24 protein-coding genes are annotated in these 22,570 nt (G+C 42.4%); 10 read left to right on the top strand and 14 right to left on the bottom strand.

Translation table 11 applies throughout. The features are described from left to right. Positions 1-157: 157 nt before the first annotated feature. Positions 158-757 (bottom strand): cell division protein SepF, encoded by a 600-nt coding sequence (locus V7K79_RS23895; RefSeq protein WP_334912133.1) that lies wholly within the window; start codon positions 755-757, stop codon positions 158-160. 68 nt (positions 758-825) lie between these two features. Between V7K79_RS23895 and V7K79_RS23900 the strand changes: the two genes are divergently transcribed. After that, positions 826-1,029 (top strand): hypothetical protein, encoded by a 204-nt coding sequence (locus tag V7K79_RS23900; protein ID WP_335051067.1) that lies wholly within the window; start codon positions 826-828, stop codon positions 1,027-1,029. A gap of 113 nt (positions 1,030-1,142) precedes the next feature. Here the strand turns inward: V7K79_RS23900 and V7K79_RS23905 are convergent, their stop codons facing one another. Beyond that, positions 1,143-1,811 carry a YggS family pyridoxal phosphate-dependent enzyme gene (locus V7K79_RS23905; protein WP_335051069.1) on the bottom strand — a complete coding sequence of 223 codons (669 nt, stop codon included), beginning with the start codon at positions 1,809-1,811 and terminating at the stop codon, positions 1,143-1,145. Next, entirely contained in the window at positions 1,808-2,086 is a 279-nt protein-coding gene (pipX, locus tag V7K79_RS23910; RefSeq protein WP_109010971.1) for a transcriptional coactivator PipX, read from the bottom strand. The genes V7K79_RS23905 and pipX overlap by 4 nt, the downstream gene beginning before the upstream one ends. A gap of 281 nt (positions 2,087-2,367) precedes the next feature. Here pipX and V7K79_RS23915 point away from each other — a divergent pair, with 281 nt between their 5' ends. Continuing rightward, positions 2,368-2,730, top strand: a complete 363-nt coding sequence (locus V7K79_RS23915; protein WP_335051071.1) for a hypothetical protein — start codon at positions 2,368-2,370, stop codon at positions 2,728-2,730. 375 nt (positions 2,731-3,105) lie between these two features. On the opposite strand, the gene V7K79_RS23920 is transcribed toward V7K79_RS23915, so the two are convergent. The 4 genes from V7K79_RS23920 to psaK form a co-directional block, all read right to left on the bottom strand. Beyond that, a complete protein-coding gene (locus tag V7K79_RS23920) occupies positions 3,106-4,026 on the bottom strand; it encodes an energy-coupling factor transporter transmembrane component T family protein (protein WP_335051073.1) in 921 nt (306 codons plus the stop codon). 171 nt (positions 4,027-4,197) lie between these two features. Further along, the gene (gene der / locus V7K79_RS23925) at positions 4,198-5,568 is read right to left on the bottom strand and encodes a ribosome biogenesis GTPase Der (RefSeq protein WP_335051075.1); all 1,371 of its coding nucleotides are present in this window, start codon (positions 5,566-5,568) and stop codon (positions 4,198-4,200) included. A gap of 260 nt (positions 5,569-5,828) precedes the next feature. Then, positions 5,829-7,025, bottom strand: coding sequence for a site-2 protease family protein (locus V7K79_RS23930; RefSeq protein WP_335051076.1), 1,197 nt, complete (start codon positions 7,023-7,025; stop codon positions 5,829-5,831). 347 nt (positions 7,026-7,372) lie between these two features. Then, the gene (gene psaK / locus V7K79_RS23935) at positions 7,373-7,630 is read right to left on the bottom strand and encodes a photosystem I reaction center subunit PsaK (RefSeq protein WP_335051078.1); all 258 of its coding nucleotides are present in this window, start codon (positions 7,628-7,630) and stop codon (positions 7,373-7,375) included. Positions 7,631-7,751: 121 nt separating this feature from the next. Between psaK and V7K79_RS23940 the strand changes: the two genes are divergently transcribed. After that, entirely contained in the window at positions 7,752-8,402 is a 651-nt protein-coding gene (locus V7K79_RS23940; protein WP_335051080.1) for a phosphoribosylanthranilate isomerase, read from the top strand. Positions 8,403-8,464: 62 nt separating this feature from the next. Here V7K79_RS23940 and folE read toward each other — a convergent pair whose 3' ends face one another. The 5 genes from folE to V7K79_RS23965 all read right to left on the bottom strand — a co-directional run bounded on the left by folE (position 8,465) and on the right by V7K79_RS23965 (position 13,232). Further along, a complete protein-coding gene (gene folE, locus V7K79_RS23945) occupies positions 8,465-9,172 on the bottom strand; it encodes a GTP cyclohydrolase I FolE (protein WP_335051082.1) in 708 nt (235 codons plus the stop codon). 70 nt (positions 9,173-9,242) lie between these two features. Continuing rightward, positions 9,243-9,968 carry an SDR family oxidoreductase gene (locus tag V7K79_RS23950; RefSeq protein WP_335051083.1) on the bottom strand — a complete coding sequence of 242 codons (726 nt, stop codon included), beginning with the start codon at positions 9,966-9,968 and terminating at the stop codon, positions 9,243-9,245. A 361-nt stretch (positions 9,969-10,329) separates the two neighbouring features. Further along, on the bottom strand, positions 10,330-11,310 hold the full coding sequence (locus V7K79_RS23955) for an acetyl-CoA carboxylase carboxyltransferase subunit alpha (protein ID WP_335051085.1): 981 nt from the start codon (positions 11,308-11,310) through the stop codon (positions 10,330-10,332). A gap of 78 nt (positions 11,311-11,388) precedes the next feature. Continuing rightward, positions 11,389-12,408, bottom strand: coding sequence for a long-chain acyl-[acyl-carrier-protein] reductase (locus tag V7K79_RS23960; protein ID WP_335051087.1), 1,020 nt, complete (start codon positions 12,406-12,408; stop codon positions 11,389-11,391). Between the two features lie 125 nt (positions 12,409-12,533). Beyond that, complete coding sequence (locus tag V7K79_RS23965; RefSeq protein WP_335051089.1) at positions 12,534-13,232, bottom strand: aldehyde oxygenase (deformylating); 699 nt, start codon at positions 13,230-13,232, stop codon at positions 12,534-12,536. Positions 13,233-13,412: 180 nt separating this feature from the next. On the opposite strand from V7K79_RS23965, the gene V7K79_RS23970 reads away from it, so the two are divergent. The 3 genes from V7K79_RS23970 (at position 13,413) to V7K79_RS23980 (ending at position 17,402) form a co-directional block, all read left to right on the top strand. Beyond that, positions 13,413-14,240, top strand: coding sequence for a carbohydrate ABC transporter permease (locus V7K79_RS23970; protein WP_335051090.1), 828 nt, complete (start codon positions 13,413-13,415; stop codon positions 14,238-14,240). 208 nt (positions 14,241-14,448) lie between these two features. Continuing rightward, the gene (locus V7K79_RS23975) at positions 14,449-14,775 is read left to right on the top strand and encodes a hypothetical protein (RefSeq protein ID WP_335051092.1); all 327 of its coding nucleotides are present in this window, start codon (positions 14,449-14,451) and stop codon (positions 14,773-14,775) included. A gap of 164 nt (positions 14,776-14,939) precedes the next feature. After that, positions 14,940-17,402 (top strand): two-partner secretion domain-containing protein, encoded by a 2,463-nt coding sequence (locus V7K79_RS23980; RefSeq protein ID WP_335051094.1) that lies wholly within the window; start codon positions 14,940-14,942, stop codon positions 17,400-17,402. 183 nt (positions 17,403-17,585) lie between these two features. Here the strand turns inward: V7K79_RS23980 and V7K79_RS23985 are convergent, their stop codons facing one another. Both V7K79_RS23985 and cobU read right to left on the bottom strand, forming a co-directional pair. Beyond that, entirely contained in the window at positions 17,586-18,005 is a 420-nt protein-coding gene (locus V7K79_RS23985; protein ID WP_335051096.1) for a hypothetical protein, read from the bottom strand. Positions 18,006-18,050: 45 nt separating this feature from the next. Then, on the bottom strand, positions 18,051-18,626 hold the full coding sequence (cobU, locus tag V7K79_RS23990) for a bifunctional adenosylcobinamide kinase/adenosylcobinamide-phosphate guanylyltransferase (protein ID WP_335051098.1): 576 nt from the start codon (positions 18,624-18,626) through the stop codon (positions 18,051-18,053). 215 nt (positions 18,627-18,841) lie between these two features. Here cobU and V7K79_RS23995 point away from each other — a divergent pair, with 215 nt between their 5' ends. From V7K79_RS23995 to hpsU, 4 genes are all read left to right on the top strand, one after another. After that, positions 18,842-19,651, top strand: coding sequence for a hypothetical protein (locus tag V7K79_RS23995; RefSeq protein ID WP_335051100.1), 810 nt, complete (start codon positions 18,842-18,844; stop codon positions 19,649-19,651). 224 nt (positions 19,652-19,875) lie between these two features. Beyond that, on the top strand, positions 19,876-20,808 hold the full coding sequence (locus V7K79_RS24000) for a glycosyltransferase (protein WP_335051102.1): 933 nt from the start codon (positions 19,876-19,878) through the stop codon (positions 20,806-20,808). Positions 20,809-20,832: 24 nt separating this feature from the next. Next, positions 20,833-21,789, top strand: coding sequence for a glycosyltransferase family 2 protein (locus V7K79_RS24005; RefSeq protein ID WP_335051104.1), 957 nt, complete (start codon positions 20,833-20,835; stop codon positions 21,787-21,789). 2 nt (positions 21,790-21,791) lie between these two features. After that, on the top strand, positions 21,792-22,376 hold the full coding sequence (hpsU, locus tag V7K79_RS24010) for a hormogonium polysaccharide biosynthesis acetyltransferase HpsU (RefSeq protein ID WP_335051106.1): 585 nt from the start codon (positions 21,792-21,794) through the stop codon (positions 22,374-22,376). The last annotated feature ends 194 nt before the right edge of the window (positions 22,377-22,570 follow it).

A 22,570-nucleotide genomic window follows, 5' to 3' on the forward strand; every position in this document is an offset into this window, starting at 1 on the left:
TGTCACCATGAGTAAAACCCACGACAAATGACAAAGTCGAGCCAGTCGCACAGGAAGGGTTTCTCGACTTGGGCGAGCTGGCTTTGAGCGGAGGTTTCCTCCAAGCAGAACTTTGTAAGAGAGGACAAAGGACAAAGGACTAATTACTAATTTAACTTTATTGTGCCATCCGGTTAGTTTCGTTGCCCCAGGTTTGATTTGGAGTACCTGTAGGACGAGATGGACGTGCTGGTGGTTGTGGTACTTCATGCAGAACACCACCTTGGGTGCTAACTTGGACACAACTTGGTGTAAACAAAAAGATGCTCTCACCGATGCGCTCTTGATGTCCATCTAATGCGTAAGTACCACCTGCAACAAAATCTACTGCTCGTTGAGCTTGATCGGGATCCATGATTGTCAGATTTAATACCACTGACTTGCGTTCTCGCAACGCTTGAATTGCCTGGGGCATTTCTTCAAAGGTGCGTGGTTCGAGTACTAAAACTTCTGAAATTCCGTTAATTGCTCCTGGCATACCAATCACATTCCCCATTGGCTTTGAACCTGCTGTCATATCATCTCCCATTGTAGGCACTGGTTCCCGCCAGCGTCGATTTTGAGCGGCTGTACTCTCTTGCGGTGCTGGTTGAGGATTTTCTTGCTGATACAGATTTTGGTAATTATTATCTGTTTCTGGTTCTTCTTCGTAATACTCGTATTCTACTTGCTCATTTAGACCCACAAAGTCTCTGAGTTTGGAAAATATATTGTTCATGGTGCGTGTACTCTCCTGATGCGAATTGCCTGCATTGACTTGGCTGAGGATTGATTGAGCTAGGAGCGATGCCTACGGCGGTAAACTACGCGACATCGGTGGATACCTCAACAACTTTATTGCTAGTTGTAGCCCATATTACGAGTTTTGGCGATGAACTGACACTTATTGGAAAGGTCTGTGCATCGCCTAAACACAATAATGAGTCAAGATTATATCCTAAGGTTTATCCGAAGGAAAGTCCTTCATACCCCATTTCTCCTTGGCGATAGCTCTTGTCAATACTATATCCTTTGTTTCGGATTGCACCAGTCTGTTACAAGATTCTTGTCATCAAATCCTTTGCTTCTATTAATACTGAAGAGTCAGGCTGATGATTAATCAGCTAAGAGCGATCGCCAAACAAGATTGTTCCCAATCGTACCATCGTTGCGCCTGCTTGCACTGCCAGTTCGTAGTCGCCTGACATACCCATAGATAGGTGCTGCATTTTAATATGCGACCAGTTTTGCTCCTGGATTTCTTTGGCTAGCTCACGATTATGATTAAACACACTGAGAATTTCGGAATCATTTAATCCTGAAGGTGGAATTGTCATCAAACCTTGAATTTGTAAACTTTTGTAAGAATTGAGTGTAGGTAAATCAGCCAAAAGTTCTGGCACACTCCAACCATACTTGTTGGCATCGGGAAGAATTTTCACTTGCAGGCAAACCTGGGGACTCACTCCTAGCTGTTGCGCCAATTGGTCTAAGCGCTGTGCCAGATTCAAATTATCCACGGAGTGAATCCAAGGAAAATGCTCGATGGCTTTTTTGGCTTTATTGCTTTGCAAATGTCCAATAAAGTGCCAGGTAATATCCGGTAAGTCTTGCAACTCGGCTTGTTTGCTGGCAGCTTCTTGGATACGACTTTCCCCAAAATCACGAATTCCTGCGTTGTATGCAGACCGAATGGCCTGGGCAGAAACTTGCTTGCTAATAGCAATCAATTTGACTGAAGTTGGCAGGGAGGAACGAATAGTAACAATACGTTCGGAAATCGAACTGTTCATTGGAAGGTGCGCTGGAAAACACTCTGAAGCTGATCGTACTCCTGAGATTGCCCACTGCGCCGCAGGGTACGTAAGCGATTTTCCAACATCATTCTAGCCTCAGTACGTCCTAGAGACTGGAATTTAACACCTTTAACGTCATTTGCCACCAAAAAAAATAAACGCTGGGCATAAAGTGTGGTGAACAAATCCTGGTTCTCATCAACCATACAGATTTTGTAGAGTAAACCCCAAGTTGGATGGTTTATGTAAGTTTCTGCGTTTTCTGGATTCATTTAAGAGTCAAGGTGTAGTCAACGTGGAAGTATATATATCTTTTCGCAGGGAATTCTAAACATTCAGACGATAATACCAACATTCGTCAGAATATTTGCTTAAAATGCGAAACTGCGGTTACGAAGACCTCGATCTAGTTCCTAATCGGCAGATGAAGCTAGTGGTATAGCAGGAGGCAGGAGGCAGAGGGCAGGAGGCAGGAGGTAAAACTATTGCTAACTCTAGCATTCACCGTTTCCAAATGTCCTAACCTGTGTGACTACGGCTATAGTGAAGCGCAATGGTACAAGAGAAGTCGCGAAGCGTAGATTCAAAAAGTAGAGGCTGGTGGACAAATATCACCATCTGCTTTGGTGATTTCGATTTATCAATCTGTAGGGACAAGGCACAAAATAGCGCCGATCTTCTTGTTGAAAGTTCGATATGGGAAGGAAAAACACCCTTTGAAGTTCCCAACGGCAACAGCGAATTTTCAACTTCTTTCTATACTGCCACAACTGTCGCCCAATGGCACAAAATCCTAATTGGGGATTGGGTACAGGAAAGAAAGCTATCTTTTATAGCAGGGGACTGGGGACTAGGGACTGGGTACTGGGTGAAAAGTCTTTTGGTGGCTAGATTTTCTCATCTGTTAATGTCCTAACCACCAAGGCTTTTGCTATATTAGACTTTTTGCAAAAGTCCCTGACACTCAATATGGCAAGCTTTTAGGAAAAAAGTGTAGCTTTAGTGGGGTGGATTTTTATTTTTGATTTATGCAAAAGGTTTATTGATTATCTAGCATTTTCAGTGGTGCAATTTGTACCTGAGTTTTGTGCAAAGATTCATCAGGGAATCTGTAAAAAATATTAAGATTAGTTTGTAGGTTTGCGTAAGGCTGGTTCAGACCAAAAATCTACGCTAAATAGTAGGGGATCAATTTTATCAGTGGGTAGCTGTTCAATTTCCTATTCTGACTCCTGAATTCTGACTCCTGAATTCTGCTGTATTATCTCTTACCATTTTTTCGGTGTAAAATTTAGACCTGAGTTCCTATAGCTAGTCGTATTCCCCAGAATAAGATTAAAGTTGCGATCGCCAGCCAGTCACGTCCTTTTAATCGTAAATCGTGCCACTGCACTCGATGCTCGTTAGGACTGGTAAAACCCCGTACCATCATAGCATTCGCCATTTGATCGGCTCGTAAGAGCAGATTTTCCAAAAGTCTCTCTGCGACTGTCAGCCAAACCTTGAATGCTCCTTTTAATCCCAGCTTTTTCCAATTAATTGCCCTTGTCATTACGGAGCGAAATAAGTTTTGTACTTCTTCTAAAACCAAGGGAATAAAACGCAAGGACAAGGTTAGAGTTAGAGCAATTTCTGTGACAGGTAACTTGAAGCGTCGTAGGGGTTGCATTAAGCTTTCAATGCCAGATGTGATTTCTTCTGGTGCGGTTGTCAGCAGATACAAGTTGGTGCTATAAATTACGGTAAATATAAGTGTACTCAGGCGTACTGCTAAATCTAAGGAGTAGCGAGTCACTTTGACTGGGCCTTTGTGAAATAGCACGTAGCTGTATTTTTTTTTATCAACTACTTGCTCTTGAGCAAGATTATTAGAGTTTGATGGCTGGGTTAATATTTGTTCGTTAGCTGGTAGCCGTGGCTGATAATCTACACCCAGTCCTTCAGGACTGATGGCTGCGATCGCTAAGACAAAAAACGATAGCATTAATAGCCAACCCATTTGCTGCTGCCATACTCGTCGGGGAATCCTGGCAATCAAGGTAGCAATAATCAATATTACTACCAGTAGCACCCGCCAATTGTTGTTAGCCAAAACATAGCTTGTTAAAAAGCTCATTAACCAAGCGAACTTGACTCGCGGATCGATTTTATGCAGCCAAGTTTGGGGTTGTTCTAAATAAAGTCCAAGTGGCAGCGATCGCAATAAATCCATTTTAGAGTTATACAGTTAGGAGTTAGGAGTGAGGAGTTAGGAGTTTTGACTTTAACTCATAACTTTCACCTTGTGCCGCTATCAAACTCAAGTCGATAAAGTTCTATAGTTAGCAATTTTGACTTCAACTACATAACTCCTGTACAGATGCGATTAATCGCGTCTGTACTCCTAACTTATTTTGACGCGTGTTGCTCTATTAACATTACCATTTTCGGCATCACGGACTTTTTTGCTTCGCCACAGTAAAATAATTGGTGTACCTTTAAATCCTAGCTGTTGGCGGAATTGCCGTTCAATGTAGCGGCGGTAGTTGTCGTTGAAGCGTTTGGAGTCATTGACAAATAGAGCGATCGTTGGTGGTTGGCTACTTACTTGTGTACCATAATAAATCTTGCCTTGACGCCCACCACGAGATGCTGGCGGTGAATGCCAACTGACGGCATCTGTTAAGACTTCGTTAATAACTGATGTGCTGACACGGCGTTTGTGTGATTCAGCCGCCGTTTTCACCAATTCTAAAATCTTTTCTACCCGTTGTCCTGACAAGGCACTCACAAAAATTGTTTCTGCCCATTCGGTAAAATGTAACCGTGATTGCAGAGTTTTTTCGTAGTCGTAGATTGTGTAAGAGTCTTTTTCGACAGCATCCCATTTATTAACGACGATGATGCAAGCTCGGCCTTCTTCGATAATTCGCCCAGCTAATTTTTGATCTTGCTCGGTGACTCCATCGACAGCATCTAGTACTAATAAAACCACATCAGCGCGGCGAATCGCTTTGAAAGCACGGTTAATACTAAAAAATTCTGTGCCGTATTCGATGTGTTTCTTTTTGCGAATGCCAGCAGTATCAATCAATCGATAAGTTTGTCCGGCTCGTTCAATGACGGTATCAATAGCATCGCGGGTTGTGCCAGATATGGGGCTGACAATTGCCCTTTCTTGCCCGACAAAAGAATTGAGTAAGCTCGATTTGCCCACATTTGGGCGTCCCACAATTGCTACTTTGATTTCATTAGTTTCTGGAATGTCTTCAATAGCAGGGATGTGATTAACTAACTCATCAAGTAACTCTCCTGTGCCACTGCCATGAATCGCGGAGATGGGGTAAGGTTCGCCTAGTCCTAATTCCCAAAATTCAGCAGCTTGCATTAAGCCTTGTTCTAGGGATTCACATTTATTTACTGCTAATAGTACAGGTACGGGTTGTTGGCGCATCCATTCAGCAATTTCTAAATCTGCTGATGTTGGGCCTGTTTGACCATCTACTACAAAAATAGCGCCACACGCTTCTGCAAGGGCTGTCATTGCCTGTTGGCGAATCAGTGGTAAAAATTCGGTATCATCATTAAAAACTAAACCACCAGTGTCTACGACTAAAAATTCGCGATCATTCCAGAAAGCTGGTAGATAAGTGCGATCGCGTGTCACTCCCGGTTCATCATGGACAATCGCCGTTTGTTCCCCGGCGAGTCGATTAACCAGGGTGGATTTGCCCACATTTGGGCGTCCGATAATTGCAACAATTGGCAGTGCCATAAAACCAGGGTAAGTCAGAGGTGTAGTATATCACGTGCTTACATTTTACTCACTTTAAACTTGAAGTTTTAATTTCATTTTCCCATCATCATGAGGCGATGTCTACGATGGGCTGTTTGGTGATGTCATGCTTTTAAAAATAAAAAAGGTAGGAAGTCCTACCTTTTACCCAAAAAAAGCATTTTGTAACCAAATACCAAATTAAATATCACATACGCTTTTGACGTATCTATTGCAAACCTATGACAAGTGTATGACGTTTAATTTATAGTTGACTTTGCGATTACTCCCAGTTGCAACTCAGCTGGATAGCTACCTTCTGACTTGATGCGCTTAATTTCCGCATCGCTGATCTGCAAATTTAACTTTTCTACCAACGTCCTGACAATATCTCCCCGGTCTATGATACCAGCTACAGCACCAGCAGGAGAAAGTACAGTAATTCTAGGTAACTGCTCATTTTCTAGCTTGTTAATTACCTCAGCGATCGATGTTGATTCTACAACGGTAGGTATTTCTGTCAAAGGATGCACTATCCTATGTAAGGTTTCGGTTTCCCATTCACTTCTTTGAGTTAAACGGAAATCGTCAATGGAAACTAGACCTCGGTAACGTCCATCAGAAGCAGCAAAATAAACTTGTGAGGGAGCTGTCTCTAAAAGATATAAATCGGCAAAAGAACGCAATGTTTGGTCAGCATCAATTACGCGAAAGTCACGAGTCATCGCATCGGCCGCCACTACTTTGAGTAGGCTTTCTTGCAATGTGGTCATGTTGTCATAGGTGTTAGCGTTGCGGACAGCAAACCAACCTAACAGCGCAATCCACAAACCAACTACTAACTCTCTAGTAACGAAATCTACAAAAAATCCGAAAGCGATCGCACCATAACCCAATATTTGTCCTGCCCTTGCAGCCAAGTGTACGGCTTCAAAACGATTACCCTTGATTTGCCATAGTGCTGCTTTTAACACTTGCCCTCCATCTAAAGGTAAGCCGGGAATTAAGTTAAATAGAGCTACCACTAAGTTAATTCTCGCTAAATCTCCGACCATGATCCTGAGGTAATTAGTATCAGGTATCACAAAAACTGCCAGACGTAGCAGGAAAAATAGGATGATACTTACTAAAGGGCCAGCGATCGCTACTTGAAAGGCTTTGAAAGGAGTTTTAGATTCTTCTTCAATAGCAGCAATTCCGCCAAACATAAATAGGGTAATTGAATTAACTTTAATACCTTGCGATCGGGCTACCAAGCTGTGACCCAACTCATGTAATAGCACCGAACCAAATAGCAGCAGTGCCATAACTATTCCAGCACTCCAAGCTATAACATTTCCCCATTCTTGATAAGCTACACCAAAATTCAGGGTTGCCAACCCTAAAATCACAAACCATAACGGGTCTAAAAACAGGGGAATTCCAAATAATGACCCAATTCTCCAATTTGTTTGCATTACACTGCCCTAAAACTAGATATTGCTAGTACTTTTTATACCAAAATGCTATGCATATTCGTATACACATTTATATTGAGCATCAATTCGGTAGTAACAAGTAACGAAATGCTCTTATTTCTAGAATAGACAATTAATGCCTGTGAGCAAAACTTTGGAATTGGGCATTGGGAAGAGACTTGGGGACAAGGAGAATTGGAGACAAGGGGAAGGGAAAGACTTGTTGCAAGTTCTAACTTTAGTCACCTTGTCCCCTTGTCCCCTTGTCCTCCCTGCTCCCCTACCCAAAATCGTTTTTAGGAGTTTTTGATAGCGGGGTTACAAGTAACACCTCTGTCATTACCAAACTACAGACGACCGATGTAAGTTAGTCCTAAAACGATGCCAACGCCAATAATATGACCAAAAGCCATCGCAGCAGCGAATGTGGGAATACTAATCGGTAGGATAGGGAACTTGGGGCCAACTAGGGGTTTTTCAATCCTAGTACTTAGTAAAACTATTACTAAGCTACTAATACTGATGATGATTCCTACTGTGGGAGTCCACGCAGGTGTTGCGGGAACAGATCGAGCAGCGGCTGCTAGTAAAATAGAGTAAGTCAAGCTTTTGTCTCCTAAATGGAAAAGTTAATCTAGACCTACAAGATTATAAAATTACCAGGCCCAAAAGTTTTTTAGATAGTTTAGACTTTTCTGATGATTAGTTTAAATTTGTTAAATATTCATGCGCGTTAAGATTTGCGGCATCACCCAACCACAGCAGTCTATGGCGATCGCCTCTCTAGGCGCAACGGCATTAGGATTTATTTGTGTGCCAACCTCGCCTCGTTACGTAACTACATCACAAATTCGGGCAGCAGTGGCAGAACTCCCGGCAAATATTGACATAATTGGGGTTTTTGCCAACTCTAGTATTTCTGAAATCAATCAGATAGTTACTGATTCAGGGTTGACTGGTGTGCAGTTACACGGAGATGAATCTTCAAATTTTTGCTACCAACTACGTCAAGCTTTACCCAACATCGAAATTATTAAAGCATTGAGAATTCGTAGTCTTGAGCATCTTGACACAGCGATTGATTATACACAAGATGTAGATACTTTGCTACTTGACGCCTACCATCCGCAACAACTAGGTGGTACAGGCAAAACTTTAGATTGGAAGATGTTAGAACAATTTAGCCCTAGTTGTCCTTGGTTTTTAGCAGGAGGACTAACACCCGATAATATTGTGGAAGCCTTAAATCAGGTTAATCCTAGTGGCGTTGATTTATCTAGTGGTGTGGAGCGCGCACCAGGAGATAAGGATTTAGATAAAGTAGCCAAGTTGTTTGAGAAATTGGAAAGCAGGGGAGCAGGGGAGAAGTTGCGGTAAGTCTTTCCCTTCTGCCCCTCTGCCCCTTTGCTCCCCTGCTTCTTATGGCTCATGCCCATTCCTTAAAAGAACGCCGCTTGGTGGCGAATCAAGTTAAAAAATTCTTCGCGGGTTTTGTGATCGTCTTGAAATGCACCAATCATTGCGCTAGTGACAGTCCAAGAACCTGGTTTCTGGACACCACGCATTACCATGCACATGTGGCTAGCTTCCATGACTACGGCAACGCCTTGAGGTTCCAGAACAGTCTGGATTGCTTCGGCAATTTGGCGGGTTAGTCTCTCTTGTACTTGTAAGCGACGGGAATACATCTCAACAATCCGCGCCAGCTTACTCAGTCCAACAACTTTTTGGTTGGGGATATAAGCAACGTGCGCTCTACCCATAAATGGCAGCATGTGGTGTTCGCACAGACTAAAAAAGTTAATATCTCTAACTAATACCATCTCGCTATGCCCTTCATCAAAAATGGCATCGTTAACGAGTTCTTCAAGAGATTGGTTGTAGCCACTAGTAAGAAAGCGCATTGCTTCGGCTACTCGTTTGGGTGTTTTTAAAAGTCCTTCACGTTCTGGGTCTTCGCCAACTCCCAATATTAGTGTCCGCACGGCTTCCTTCATTTCGTCCAGCTGTTCCTCTGTTGGCGGGAACACATCCGCTTGTCGCCCGTTGTGGGTATTGCGATCGGGTCTTGGAGTTATGGCTTCTGCCAAGTCGGGAATCAGAGGCGATTGAGAGCAATTGGAACCGTTGGAACTAGCAATAGTCATGATTCAGTCTTGGTTATGGTTTAATCATTAGTCATTGGTCATTGGTCATTTGCAAAAGACAAAAGACTAATTAGAGTGCGCCAGCGCTAGGCATCAAAGTCAATTCATCAATCACTGCCTGTTGTGGTAACAAAACTGTGTAAAGAATTGACTGAGCCACAATTTGCGGGGTTAACATTTTGGAACGGTCTAAGTTGACATGGACTGTTTCTGTATCCCAAAGTTCGGTATTGACTGCGCCAGGACAAATAGCTGTGACACGAATGCCGTAAGTGCGTTCTTCTTGTGCCAGGGTTTGAGAGAGGGCTATCAAACCAGCTTTGCTGACGTTGTATGCTCCCCAACCGGGAAAGGGTTGCTTGGCGGCAATTGAGGCGACATTGATAATTGTACCTGTGCCTCGATCGCGCATTGACGGTAAAATCCCCACAATGCACTGAAATACACTGGTGAGATTCAAATCAATTACCTGCTGCCAGCCCTCTAGGGGGATTTCGCTCAAAGTGCCTGTATAGGCGATGCCAGCATTGTTTACCAGAATGTTTATATCACCAAAGTCAAGGGCGATCGCTTGGATCTTTTCTTTGACTTTGGTGATATTTGCTAAATCTACAGCGTAAGCCTTCGCTTCCACCCCAGTATGCTCTATGGCTTCTCTTACCGCCTCTAATTTATCCAAAGAACGGCTGACTAAAGCGACATCTATTCCCGCTTTTGCAAAGACTAAAGCCGTTGCTTTCCCAATTCCACTACTTGCCCCTGTAATCAGGGCGCGGCGTTTTTGCTCAACACTCATGGTGTCTCCGAATTTTTTGGTAGTTCCCAAAGCCTATTACCACCCCATTATTTACACTTATCGGTTTGAATAGATTAAAGGAATCTAAAAATCTGATGATTTTCATTAGGCAGATGCTATGATGCAGCACAATATTTACCATGTTGTGGTTTTAGCAGTGAACACAACAAATTGTTGCCTACAAAACCACGCGGTACATCGTACATTTAAATTAGATTATTTACATAATACAAAATCCACCCAATCAAATTGAGTAGATTTGCCAGACATACAAATGCCTATGGCTAGATTGTTAAAAATCTTTAAGCACATAGGCAATTATAGCATTGCTATTTTACTAATCAATCATTATGCAGTGTAGTTAGTGGGCAACTTCTGTAAAAACACCAATTTTGCGGAATTTTTCATAGCGCATTTGGCGGCGTTCTGGAGCAGTTAAACGATTGAGTTGGTCTAAGTTTTCCATCAGCACTTGCTTGAGAGTAGTAGCAGCTTTTAAAGGGTCGGAATGAGCGCCACCAGTGGGTTCAGGTAGTATTTGGTCGATAATTCCCAACTTTTTCAGGTCATGGGAAATAATTTTTAGCGCTACAGCAGCTTGGGGAGCCTTACCGGCATCTTTCCACAAAATTGCAGCGCAGGCTTCGGGAGTGGCGACTGTATAAACGGAGTGTTCAAACATGAGTAGGCGATCGCCTACACCAATACCAAGTGCACCACCAGAACCACCTTCACCAATGACTGTGCAGATAATTGGCACATCTAAGCAAAACATTTCCCGCAAGTTGTAAGCGATCGCTTCTCCTTGACCTTGGTGTTCTGCTTCTACCCCAGACCAAGCTCCTGGCGTGTCGATAAAGGTTAGTACTGGCATACTAAACTTATTGGCGTGTTCCATTAACCGCATGGCTTTGCGATAGCCGCCAGGATAAGGCATTCCAAAATTACGGGCAATATTGTCTTTAGTATCGCGTCCTTTTTGATGACCCAACATCACCACAGGCTGACCACTCAGACGACCAACACCACCAACTAAAGCTGGATCGTCACCACCACAGCGATCGCCATGCAATTCCATCCATTCATCACTAATTGCCTGAATGTAATCGAGAGTACTGGGGCGACGCGGATGACGAGCGACTTGCAATCGCTGGGACGGGGATAGACTAGTGAAAATTTCCTCACGTAGTTGCATGGCGCGTGCTTCTAGTTGACGAATTTGACCAGAAACATCGACGCCATTTTCTTCTGCAAGTTGCCGAATTTGATCGATTCGGGTTGCAAGTTCTGCTAGGGGCTTTTCAAAATCTAACAGTAGCGGTTTACGCTCGGTAGTTGCCATCGTAGGGGTTATGAATTACGAGTTATAAGTTATCTATCCTTTGTCCTTTGTCTTTTGCAAATAACAAATGACAAATGACTAAACCAGCAGCGGTCTAAATCCATGTTTCACTGATACTTTACCAATCTGCTCCATTTTGTCTACGGTAATCTGATTCCGTCCCCACGAAAAGTTCGTATATAACTTCTCAAATTCCAGCAGCATTGATTCGGCAAAACAAGCAAACAACTGGCGGGCTGGCACGTCCATATTGACGATTTTCATGATTTTCCAGTCAATATCCAGGGAATGCTCTACAATCCCACCATTTAACACATATACACCAGGATGCTGAAGTTTTGTTGCTAAGTTTTTAGGATAGCCACCATCAATCAACAAACAGGGTTGTTTCAAAGTGGTCGGGTCAATTTCCACGCCTTTGGGCATACTAGCAACCCAAACTACAATGTCAGCTTCGGGCAATGCTTCTGTTAAACCCATGATTTTTCCTCGCCCTAGTTCGCCTTGCAGCTCTTTGAGGCGTTCTCGATCGCGAGCGATCAACAGAAGTTCTTTGACATCTGTTTTCGCATCTAGCCAACGGGTAACTGCACTACCAATATCTCCAGTTGCCCCACATATAGCAATAGTCGCTTTTGATAGATCGATTCCCAATTTTTTTGAGGCTTCTTCCACCTGCTTACAAATAATGTAAGCAGTGTGCGTGTTTCCTGTAGTGAACCGTTCAAACTCTAGTTTAATATTGCGGACTTGGCTAAACTGGTCTAACTTAAAGTTTTCAAAAATAATTGAGGAAAATCCGCCTAAAGCTGTGATATTAATGCCATGCTTCTGTGCGTGGGCCATGGCGTTGAGGATTTTGCGGGTTGCGGCTTTTATCCGACGGCTAGCTAGCATCTCCGGTAAAAAGCAAGATTCTACATACCGTCCTTCAATTTGTTGGCCAGTTACACTGGTAACAACAATCGTATCGACAATTTGCGGTGGGGCGCTGCACCAAAAGTCTAGCCCTTGATCGGCATATTCTGGGTATCCCAATTCTTGAGCCACCGCTTGAGCGTGTTCTAAACTAGTCAGATGTCCAATTAGACCAAACATGTAGTGATATTAGGCTTATGCTGTCTTGAGGCGTGTAATTTAGTAAAGTTGGGAGTTCTGAGTTGGGAGTTCTGAGTTCTGAATTTCAACTACTCAGCACTCAGCACTCGTTACTCAGTACTCTTTTAAGCGGCTATCAGTCCGTAGGCTGACAAGCGCATAATATCGCGAGTCGTGAAACCTATGTTACTTAATGCTTCACCGTATTGAATCATAAAATCTTCTACCAAAGCATCTTTTTCCATTGCCATTGTGTGGGCATCACCCTCTACTTGGTTAAGCATTTTCCAGACAATGGGTAGGTTATGGCGATTTGCTTGTTCTAGTTCAGCTTTGGATTCTGTGAAGTGTTCTTTCAACCAAACTTCTCCAAAGTTGAGGTGGCTATATTCATCTTTTACTACTCCCTCAGTGATTTTGCGTGCAAAAGCATCGGCGACGGGGATGTAAATGTTATATGCTGCGATCGCAAAACATTCGATAATCAAAGACTGAATCAACAGACAAGTGACGACCTTCCCTTCCGCTGCTGCTGTTTGGAAATTCTGGTGTAGTCCAGAGAAAAATTCCTTGGCAAATTGCAAATCTGGGGTAACATTTAAATTTCGTCCACAAGCTTCAAATCCTTTCTTGTGGCGGCTTTCCATCTTCGAGAGGCGAATTAATTCATCATGAGATTCCGGCAGCAATTCGGCTAATGTGATGTAATTTTCATGGGCTTCTTGTTCCCCTTCAATTACGATCGCATTAATCCGGCTATAAGCATCTTTGTATGTTTCGCTCTTGAAATCTAATTCTTTAAATTGGTCTGCAAGCTGCTGCATAGTTATCTTTTCTCCTGTAAACCTGAATTATTTGACACCACGATTGAATTTACCCTATGAACTGAGGGTAACAATTAATGTGGTTTAATTTAACTTAACAAGTAGACTATGTTTATAGATTAATTGTTGCTGAGGGCAATGCTCTAGTACAGCGAAATAAATGCTTTGCAGTTTAAGTTTATGTTCAAATCAAACCCGAATCTGAAATCTGGCGATTTTTTGAGCCTAGTAATCTTACTGCTAGGGGCATTTATTGTTTTACTACCTCTGTTTGTGGTCTTTCTCACCTCCTTTGCACCGACGACCGCCAGTCTGGAAAATTCGTCCAAAAATAACTGGTCTTTAGCAAATTACCGCGTTGCGTGGCAACAAGGAAAATTTTTGCTGGCGTTTGCTAATTCTACCTTGGTAGCGATCGCTGTGACGGCGTTTCAGATTGTCACTTCTGCTTTAGCTGGTTACGCCCTAGCACGGTTGAAGTTTCGGGGACGCCAAGCACTGCTATTAGTCGTTTTAGCAACTTTAGTGATTCCCTTTCAGTTATTGGTAATTCCCATTTTTTTGGTGTTGAAGTGGGGACACCTGATAAACACATACTGGGCGCTCATTTTACCCACTGCGGTTAGCGGATATGGGATTTTCTTATTACGTCAGTATTTCCAGACAATTCCCGTAGAGTTAGAGGAAGCCGCAGCTATAGATGGGGCGAACCGACTGCAAATTTTGTGGCGGGTAATGTTACCTTTAGCTCGTCCGGCCTTGTTAACACTGTTTTTATTCACCTTCATTGGTGAGTGGAATGATTTGTTTAAGCCTCTAGTATTTACGACAAGACCAGAATTAAGGACAGTACAACTAGCATTGGCTGAGTTTCAGGAGCAATTTACGAATAATTGGCCTTTGATGATGGCAGCAGTCACAATAGCGACAGTGCCAGTGCTGGTATTATTTCTCATCGGTCAGCGTCAATTTCTTCAGGGTATTGCTGCAACGGGGATTAAGAATTAATAGGGAAACAGGCGGTAAATGGAAGCCTGATTTTAGTTACTAGACGAGATGCCTACTCTAGAATAAATAATTTGAATTGGTATGATCTCAAAATAAGCTGCAAAGGAAATCCCACAGGGAAATATGAACTTTTATGACACTGAGCGTAATCATTGCTAACTAAACTGAAGCAATAATTATACATATTTCGTCAGGAACGAAAATACTTATGAGTTCTCAACAAGTTATAGACCCTGAAATATTACAGCAGTTACAAGAAGAAATTCAGCAGAAAATGAATGAAAGCCTAGACAACGCTGACTTACATTCAGTGCTTGAAAAGTACGGCTTATTAGAATATAGAGTCTTGAGAGTTCATTGGCAGTGTAATCTCGATCCCAATCAACTCAAATCTGTTGATGCAGTTGATGAACAGCAACCCAATGCATTATTGGCAAAAACTTCAACAGCTTCAATACCAGAAATTGTATTAGTCAAAAAAGCATTATGTATTCCTTGCCCATCAACTGGCAACCCAAGGGGCTGTAACTGCTAAATATTTTTATCTTCGGACTGCAAAGAGTTTATTCTAGTGAATGTAAAAATACTATACTTGGCTTATACGTAGTGACTACGTAATAAAAAATACATTTATTAATGTCACTAATTAGCAGAAAGTAGTATTCTAATAAACTCTGACTTTTTGAGCGCTAGTTTTTCATGTCTCAAAATCGAAGCAGTTGCGAGTGGAAGTTAGCAATAGTGAGTACTTTAGTAATTGCTGAAGTGCTCACTTTTGCTGAGAGTTTTGCCTTAGCTCAAATTAAAACAGATACCACGCTCGGATCTGAAAGCTCAATAATTACACCAAAGCTAATCAATGGTCAGCCTACAGACCAGATTGATGGTGGAGCAGTTCGTGGTTTAAACTTGTTCCACAGCTTTGAACAGTTTTCTGTCTCTGCGGGAAGGATAGCCTATTTTAACAATGCAATCAATATTCAGAACATAATTAGTCGAGTGACAGGTAATTCTGTTTCTAATATAGATGGCATTCTCAAAGCTAACCCCACAGCCAATGTATTTTTGATTAATCCTAACGGCATTGTTTTTGGGCCCAATGCTTCTTTAAATATCGGCGGTTCATTTGTGGCGAGTACGGCGAGTAGTTTGAACTTTGCTGATGGTACAAAGTTTAGTGCTACATCTGGTCAAACTGAACCTCTACTCAAAGAAAGCGTTCCTATTGGCTTACAATTCGGAACAACTGCTCGACCTATCCGCAACCAATCCCAAGCAAGTCCAAATAATGCAATTAATACTTTCGGACAAAGTGTTGGTCTAAAAGTGCATCAAGGGAAAACCTTAGCACTGATAGGCGGTGATATAACGCTAGAAGGCGGAAATTTAACCGCAAGTAGGGGAAGAATTGAGTTAGGAAGTGTTGCTGGCAATAGTTTGGTTAGTTTAAGTTCGACGAATCAAGGTTGGGCATTCGGATATGAAGGTGTTCAAAATTTTCAGAACATCGAACTCACTCAGCGAAGTGAGATTCCATCTACTGTAGATACCAGTGGCAAAGGTGGTGGTAATATCCACCTGCAAGGACAGCGTGTACTGGTAACTGACGGTTCGCAAATTTCGGCTCTTACTCTGAGAGCGCAACCAGGAGGAAATTTAACAGTGAACGCTTCTGAGTCTGTAGAACTTGGACTAAATGCGTTCTTGTCTACTGGAACTTTCGACACTGGAAACTCTGGAAATATAAATATTACTACCAGAAAGTTGATTGTCAAAGATGGAGCGCAAGTCTTAATATTTAATGTTGGTTCGGGATTGGCGGGGCAATTGACCATCAACGCCTCAGATTCCGTAGAAATAATCGCAGGTAGCCCCATTTCTCCTTTGCCAGATGGTAGTGATTTAATATCCAGTGGATTATTTAGTGCAACTTATGGCGCTCAAAATGCTGGCAGCATAATAATTAATACTGGTAAGTTACGTATCGAAGGAGGGGCAGCAATATCAACAAGTTCTGAGGGTATACTTGGGCGTTTTTCTAACCAATTTATACCAGCCACAGGAAATGGAGGAGATTTGACAGTGAACGCCTCCGAGTCCGTAGAATTAATCGGAACCTCAGCAAATGGTTCTAGGCTCAGTAGCTTGTTTGCTGGCACTCAAGGACTTGGAAATGGTGGCAACTTGACCTTAACTACAGGGCGATTGGTTATCAAAGATGGGGCGGCAATAACTGTTAGCAGTGAAGCTCGAAAAAATGTTAATTATCAAGGGGGTGTACCCAATTTAGGTCTAGCAGGTGAACTCAATGTCAGCGCTAGTTCCATCCTGCTAGATAAAGGAAAACTCACATCTAATAGTGAGTCAGGTAAGGGTGGTGACATTGCGGTACAGGTGCAGGATTTATTACTGATGCGTCGCAACAGTCAAATCTCTACTAATGCCGGAGGTGATAAAACTGGCGGTAATATCACCATTAATGCACCTAATGGCTTTCTTGTCGCCGCTCCTTTTGGAAATAGCGATATTACCGCCAACGCCAACCTTGGTTCTGGTGGTAAAATCGCAATCACCGCTAAGAATACCTTTGGGTTTGTGTCACGTACTCGTGTAGAGGTGGAGAAGCTCAATCCAAAACAAATAAACCCGAATAACCTGCCAACAAGTGACATCACTGCATTTTCTCAGCAAAACCCTTCATTAAGTGGCACAGTACAAATCAACTCACCAGATGCTGACCCTAGTAAAGGATTAGTACAACTACCCATAAATCTGGTTGATGCTTCGCAGCAAATTGTTGCTGGTTGTAGTTCTAGTGGAAAAATAGGAAGAAGTTCGTTTGTTGCTACTGGGCGTGGAGGAATACAAGCCGATCCCACAGAGGCATTGATAGCCGATGATGCAGTGCTAGCAGATTGGATTACCCTCCCTCCAGAAAGTCACAATCAAGTTGAGGGTATTAAGAAAAGAGTAGTTATTCAGGCGCAGGGATACACAGAAGAGAAATCACAGAAAGTTAATTCTGTCAATGAACCGACTCAAATTGTAGAAGCCCAAGGGTGGATTCTAGATGCCAATGGAAATGTGGTTTTGGTTGCTCAAGTACCCACTGCATCCCCCCATAACTCCTCGCTTGTCGCTACATCTTGTGCTGCTAATTAAAATTTGAGATTTTCGTAACTTTTGTTGGTGCGTTGGCGTAGACCGTTGTAAACATCGCTGCTTTGCAATGAAGTTATATAACCAATAATTATTTTTCCCCTGGCTAGTACAGATATATAAAAATTCTGTAGTGAGACTCAAGAGTACTACAGGAGAAATTAAAATTATTTTCAAATTGGTTGTTTATGTAATATTCTTTACAAGCCGATCGCGAATTGTTTGGAGTTGGTCATGAGTTTTAATTGGCTCTCGTGGTGCTGGTAATTCGGTATTCGGCCAGTTAGGTAAATCATTGCAGGGACATAACAACGCCGGCATCCCGACGTTTCGCACGGCTATTGGCATACTGCATCGGCTGCAAGGGAGCATATTCCATGCTGGTGTCAACAATTCAGCAATGGTTTCGTATGTACCCTCAAGGTAACAATCACTCGATTCTGGCGAAATAATTTTTTGCCAGCACTCTTCAAATTCTTCACTATAGCGATCGCCATTTAGCACCGTTTGAGGCAAAAAGCTTGCTTCACCGTTGCCCGTAATCACTTTCTTACCTAACTGAAACCAGTAGGCAAGGTATCGTTTAACTTCTTGTTTGGTTGCCATATTACAATTTTAGATTTTAGATTTGAAATTAATTTGAATCAATAGTTAAGAATCTTGACTTCTGAATGTTCCAGCATCACCTCTATTTGGCAATGGTGAACCAAGTATACTGAGATTGAGAACATGACCGCCAGTCACTAAATAAACAGTTTCGCTGAGTAAAGCTAGTTGGCGTACTAAAGAACCGAGGCGATCGCGGAACATCCTTCCCAGAGGATAAGCTGGGATCACACCCCAACCCACCTCTTCTGCTACAAAGAGCATATCAGCAGCAACCAGTTCCACAGTCTCTAATAACTCTGCAAGGGTATTTTCCCAGCTAGATTCATCTTGTTCTAGGAAATTAGCAACCCAAGTCCCTAAAGAATCAACTAAGAGGCAAGTATAAGGTTTAGCATCGGCGAGAGTAGCAGATAGTTCCACTGGTACAGATAGAGTTACCCAGTCTTGGGGACGACGTTTTTGGTGTTCTAAAATGCGTTGATGCCACTCTTGATCATCTAGGTTATCGGTGGCTGTTGCTACATAAACAACTGCTTTTCCTGACTGCATAGCTAAAGTTTCCGCCCATTCACTTTTACCAGATCGTGCTGGCCCTGTTATTAAGATGATTTTACCCAAAGTTTTTTACTGAGTATTTTAACAATATGCTTACGGTTGCAATTTATCACCAGATTTTTTAGTTCATCAGTGAGATTTTTGGTTTCAAATAACTTTTAAGGGATAAAATTAGCACCAGCATCATTGATGCTATAACTGGCAAAAGCCAAAAATCTCAACAACCCCATTCTCAATTATTTAACACTACTGGGGAAAGCAAACTTTAGGATATCTTTATGAATATAGGCTTAAAACGCATTGAAGCAACTCTACACGATTTAGGAAATCGCGGCACTGCCTCTACTGCCGAAACAGGTGATTCGACGAGAAAACGACCTTTCTCATTTAGAATCAGCGTCGGAGCCAACGAACCCACAGAAAGTACACAAATTCCATCCTCTGAGGATGAGAAACTCGTTGAATTGGGCAAAGAAACTGAGAGTGATTATTCTTCTGAACAAAATTTCTTTCCTCATCATGACTCTGTGCAGACCTTTCAAGCAGAAGAGAATGGTAGCAAAACACCCAGCCTACCCAAGTTGAAAACTCCAAGCTTTAGTAGCCATCGCCACGGAGCGAATCCAGCATTGGCGATGAATCTATTGCAAGAAATTCAGGAAACTGTCGCCAATTGGCAAACAGAATTGCAAAATATTTTGAAGCAAATTCAGGATATTTACTTAGAAGGCCCAATTGTCAATGGCTGGTTAGAATCTAATCCCACCGAACCAGAATCGGGAGGAACGGCGACACTGCGCCATGCAGAAGTTGACCGTTTGATGAATTATGTAGAAGAAATTTGCGCCACTGGTGGAAAAGTATCTTATCAATCATCTATTACTGGCTATCGCCTGTGTGGTGTAGACGATACTGGTAAAGTTTGGTCGCGCCCATGTCCACCAGATCAGGTTGCCAATGTTAGTATGGCGATCGCTCGTTACCAAAAGTTACGTCAATTGTTAGGGCGCAAGCAATCTTTGGAAACCCGCCTTAGTCAGTTGGCCCAAACTCTTGTAGTTTTACATAGTCACATTCAACAAACGTAAAGTTTTAAAGATTATTTCCGAAGAAACTCGGTTGGTAGGTCGGTAAATTTTGGTTTAGATTAACTCTCAGCAGTTATGCCTTGGATTTAAGATTTTAATCTAAAATCGTTCGACTGAGCGTAGCCGTTATCTAACGTTCCGTTGGCGCAACCTCTCGTTCGCTGTCTTCGTCTTTGAAAGAGAAGAGAAGGAAAGTCCCAAATCTCAAATCCAAAATTCAATCTATGCCAGACATCCAAATCTCTGCCATTATCTGTACTTACAATCGAGATACCTATTTAGGGGCTGCAATTGATAGTCTTTTAGCACAGGATTTTGCTGCTGACTTTGAAATTGTGATAGTTGATAATGGATCTAGCGATCGCACTCGTGAGGTTGTAGAACAAAGAACTCACAATCCGCGCCTGAAGTATGTTTTTGAACCCACCATTGGTTTATCTGTCGCCCGTAACACGGGTGCAAAGGTAGCCAGTGGTGATATTCTTGCTTATTTAGATGACGATGCAGTTGCCAGTAAAAGCTGGCTGCAAGTTTTATATTCTGCCTATTACAATAATTCTAAGCTAGCGATCGCAGGTGGCAAAGTCACTCTTTTGTGGCCTCCAGGAATTCAACAACCACGGTGGTTATCTCCAGGGCTAGCTGCAAATCTGGGTGCATACGACTTAGGTGACAGTAACATTTACATTGAGCAACCTGGCTTAACACCCAGAGGCTTAAATTACTCCATCCGCCGCAGTTTCCTTGAAGAAATTGGCGGTTTCGATCCTCATCTTGGTCGAGTCGGGAAAAATTTATTATCTAACGAAGAACTGCAAATGACCGAATTTGCACTACAGCGTGGTTGGCAAGTCGCTTATCTTCCTGAAGCACTCGTCGCTCACAATGTAGCCCCAGAACGCCTCCATCGCTCTTGGTTTTTAAACCGGGGCTGGTGGCAGGGTATCAGTGAATGCTATCGAGAACAACTTGCTGGTAAAGCTGGAATCGCTCAATTGCAGCGAGGTAGCGAACGGTTTGTACGAGGCTTATATAAGGCATTACAATATTTCTCCGATCCAGCAGAACGGTTTGACAAACTGGTGTATGCTTACGGTCAGATTGGTTACTTAAATGCTGCTATTCAGGGTCTTTTATCTACATCAAATAAGAAATAATCAGTAACATAATTTCTACTCAATATGTCATCTAAAATACCAGTTTCAGTATTAATTCCGGCAAAAAACGAACAAGCCAATTTGCCTGCTTGCCTTACTAGCCTCAGCAGAGCAGATGAAATATTTGTAGTAGATTCTCAAAGTACCGACAACAGCATTGAAATTGCTAAAAGTTACGGTGCAAATGTTGTACAATTCAACTTTAATGGACGCTGGCCTAAAAAGAAAAATTGGTCTTTAGATAATTTACCTTTTCGTAATGAATGGGTGCTAATTGTAGATTGTGATGAGCGCATCACCCCCGAACTTTGGTCAGAAATTGACCAAGTAATTCAAAATGATGAATATACAGGTTATTATCTCAACCGCCGCGTATTTTTCTTAGGAAAATGGATTCGTTATGGTGGGAAATATCCTGATTGGAATCTACGTTTATTTCAACATAAAAAAGGTCGCTACGAAAATTTAAATACAGAAGATATTCCGAATACTGGTGATAACGAAGTTCACGAACACGTAATTTTGCAAGGGAAAGTTGGGTATCTCAAAAATGATATGCTCCACGAAGACTTCCGCGACCTTTACCACTGGTTAGAACGGCACAACCGCTATTCTAACTGGGAAGCTAGGGTTTATTTTAACATTCTTACAGGTAAAGATGATAGCGGTACTATCGGCGCTAATCTATTTGGTGATGCCGTACAACGCAAACGATTTTTGAAAAAAGTCTGGGTACACCTACCATTTAAACCCATTCTGCGATTTGTTTTGTTTTATATAATTCAACGCGGTTTTTTAGATGGCAAAGCAGGATATATCTATGCACGTTTGCTGAGTCAATATGAATATCAAATTGGCGTTAAACTTTACGAATTACGCAACTGTGGCGGTCACTTAAATACTGCAACTACGCCGAAGGAGGGAGCAAAGGAGCAGGGAAGCAGAGAAGCAGAAGCAAAGCTATTGACCATTGATTCCTGACAATGACTAATGACCAACCTTTCGTAGATTTACGCAAATATGACCAATCTTGGTTTGATCGTGGGCGTCCAAGTTGGTATGTTTTGTTATGGTGGTTTGTACAAGCGATCGCCTTTCCTCTGACTCCTCAACCGTTAAACATTCTGCGTTGTGCTTTGCTACGATTATTTGGCGCTCATATCGGCAAAGGTGTATTAATTCGACCCACAGCCCGCTTTACTTACCCTTGGAAAGTCACTATTGGCAACTACAGTTGGATTGGAGACAACGTAGTTTTATACAGCCTCGATCAGATTTACATCGGCGAACATTGCGTAGTTTCCCAAAAAAGTTACTTGTGTACTGGTAGTCACGATCTCCAAGATCCTGCCTTTGGGTTAAAAACAGCGAGTATCACCATCGACAATGGTGCATGGGTAGCGGCAGATTGTTTTGTTGGGCCAGGAGTACAAATTGGGGCTAATACCGTAATTGGCGCTCGGAGTAGTGTTTTTACTAATATGCCCTCTGGGCAGGTTTGTTGGGGAAGTCCTTGTCGTCCCAAAACGGCTCGGCTAAAACTTGACCCCTCCACAACAAACCTGTGATTTTATAGATAAACGTAGTAGGGGCGTGCAGCTAGCTGTACGCCCTCAACTTTTCTACATATTTATTTGTTTTTAGGAAAAAAATAAAAGTGGAGCGTCTGGTTGAGTCGATGGGGGATATTATTCCTCGCACCTCTCCGTTAGATCCGTGCGTACCCGTTTCCGTGTACACGGCTCCCGATGTTCTTAGCTTG

This window comes from Nostoc sp. (genome assembly GCF_036917575.1).
Lineage (GTDB): Bacteria > Cyanobacteriota > Cyanobacteriia > Cyanobacteriales > Nostocaceae > Nostoc.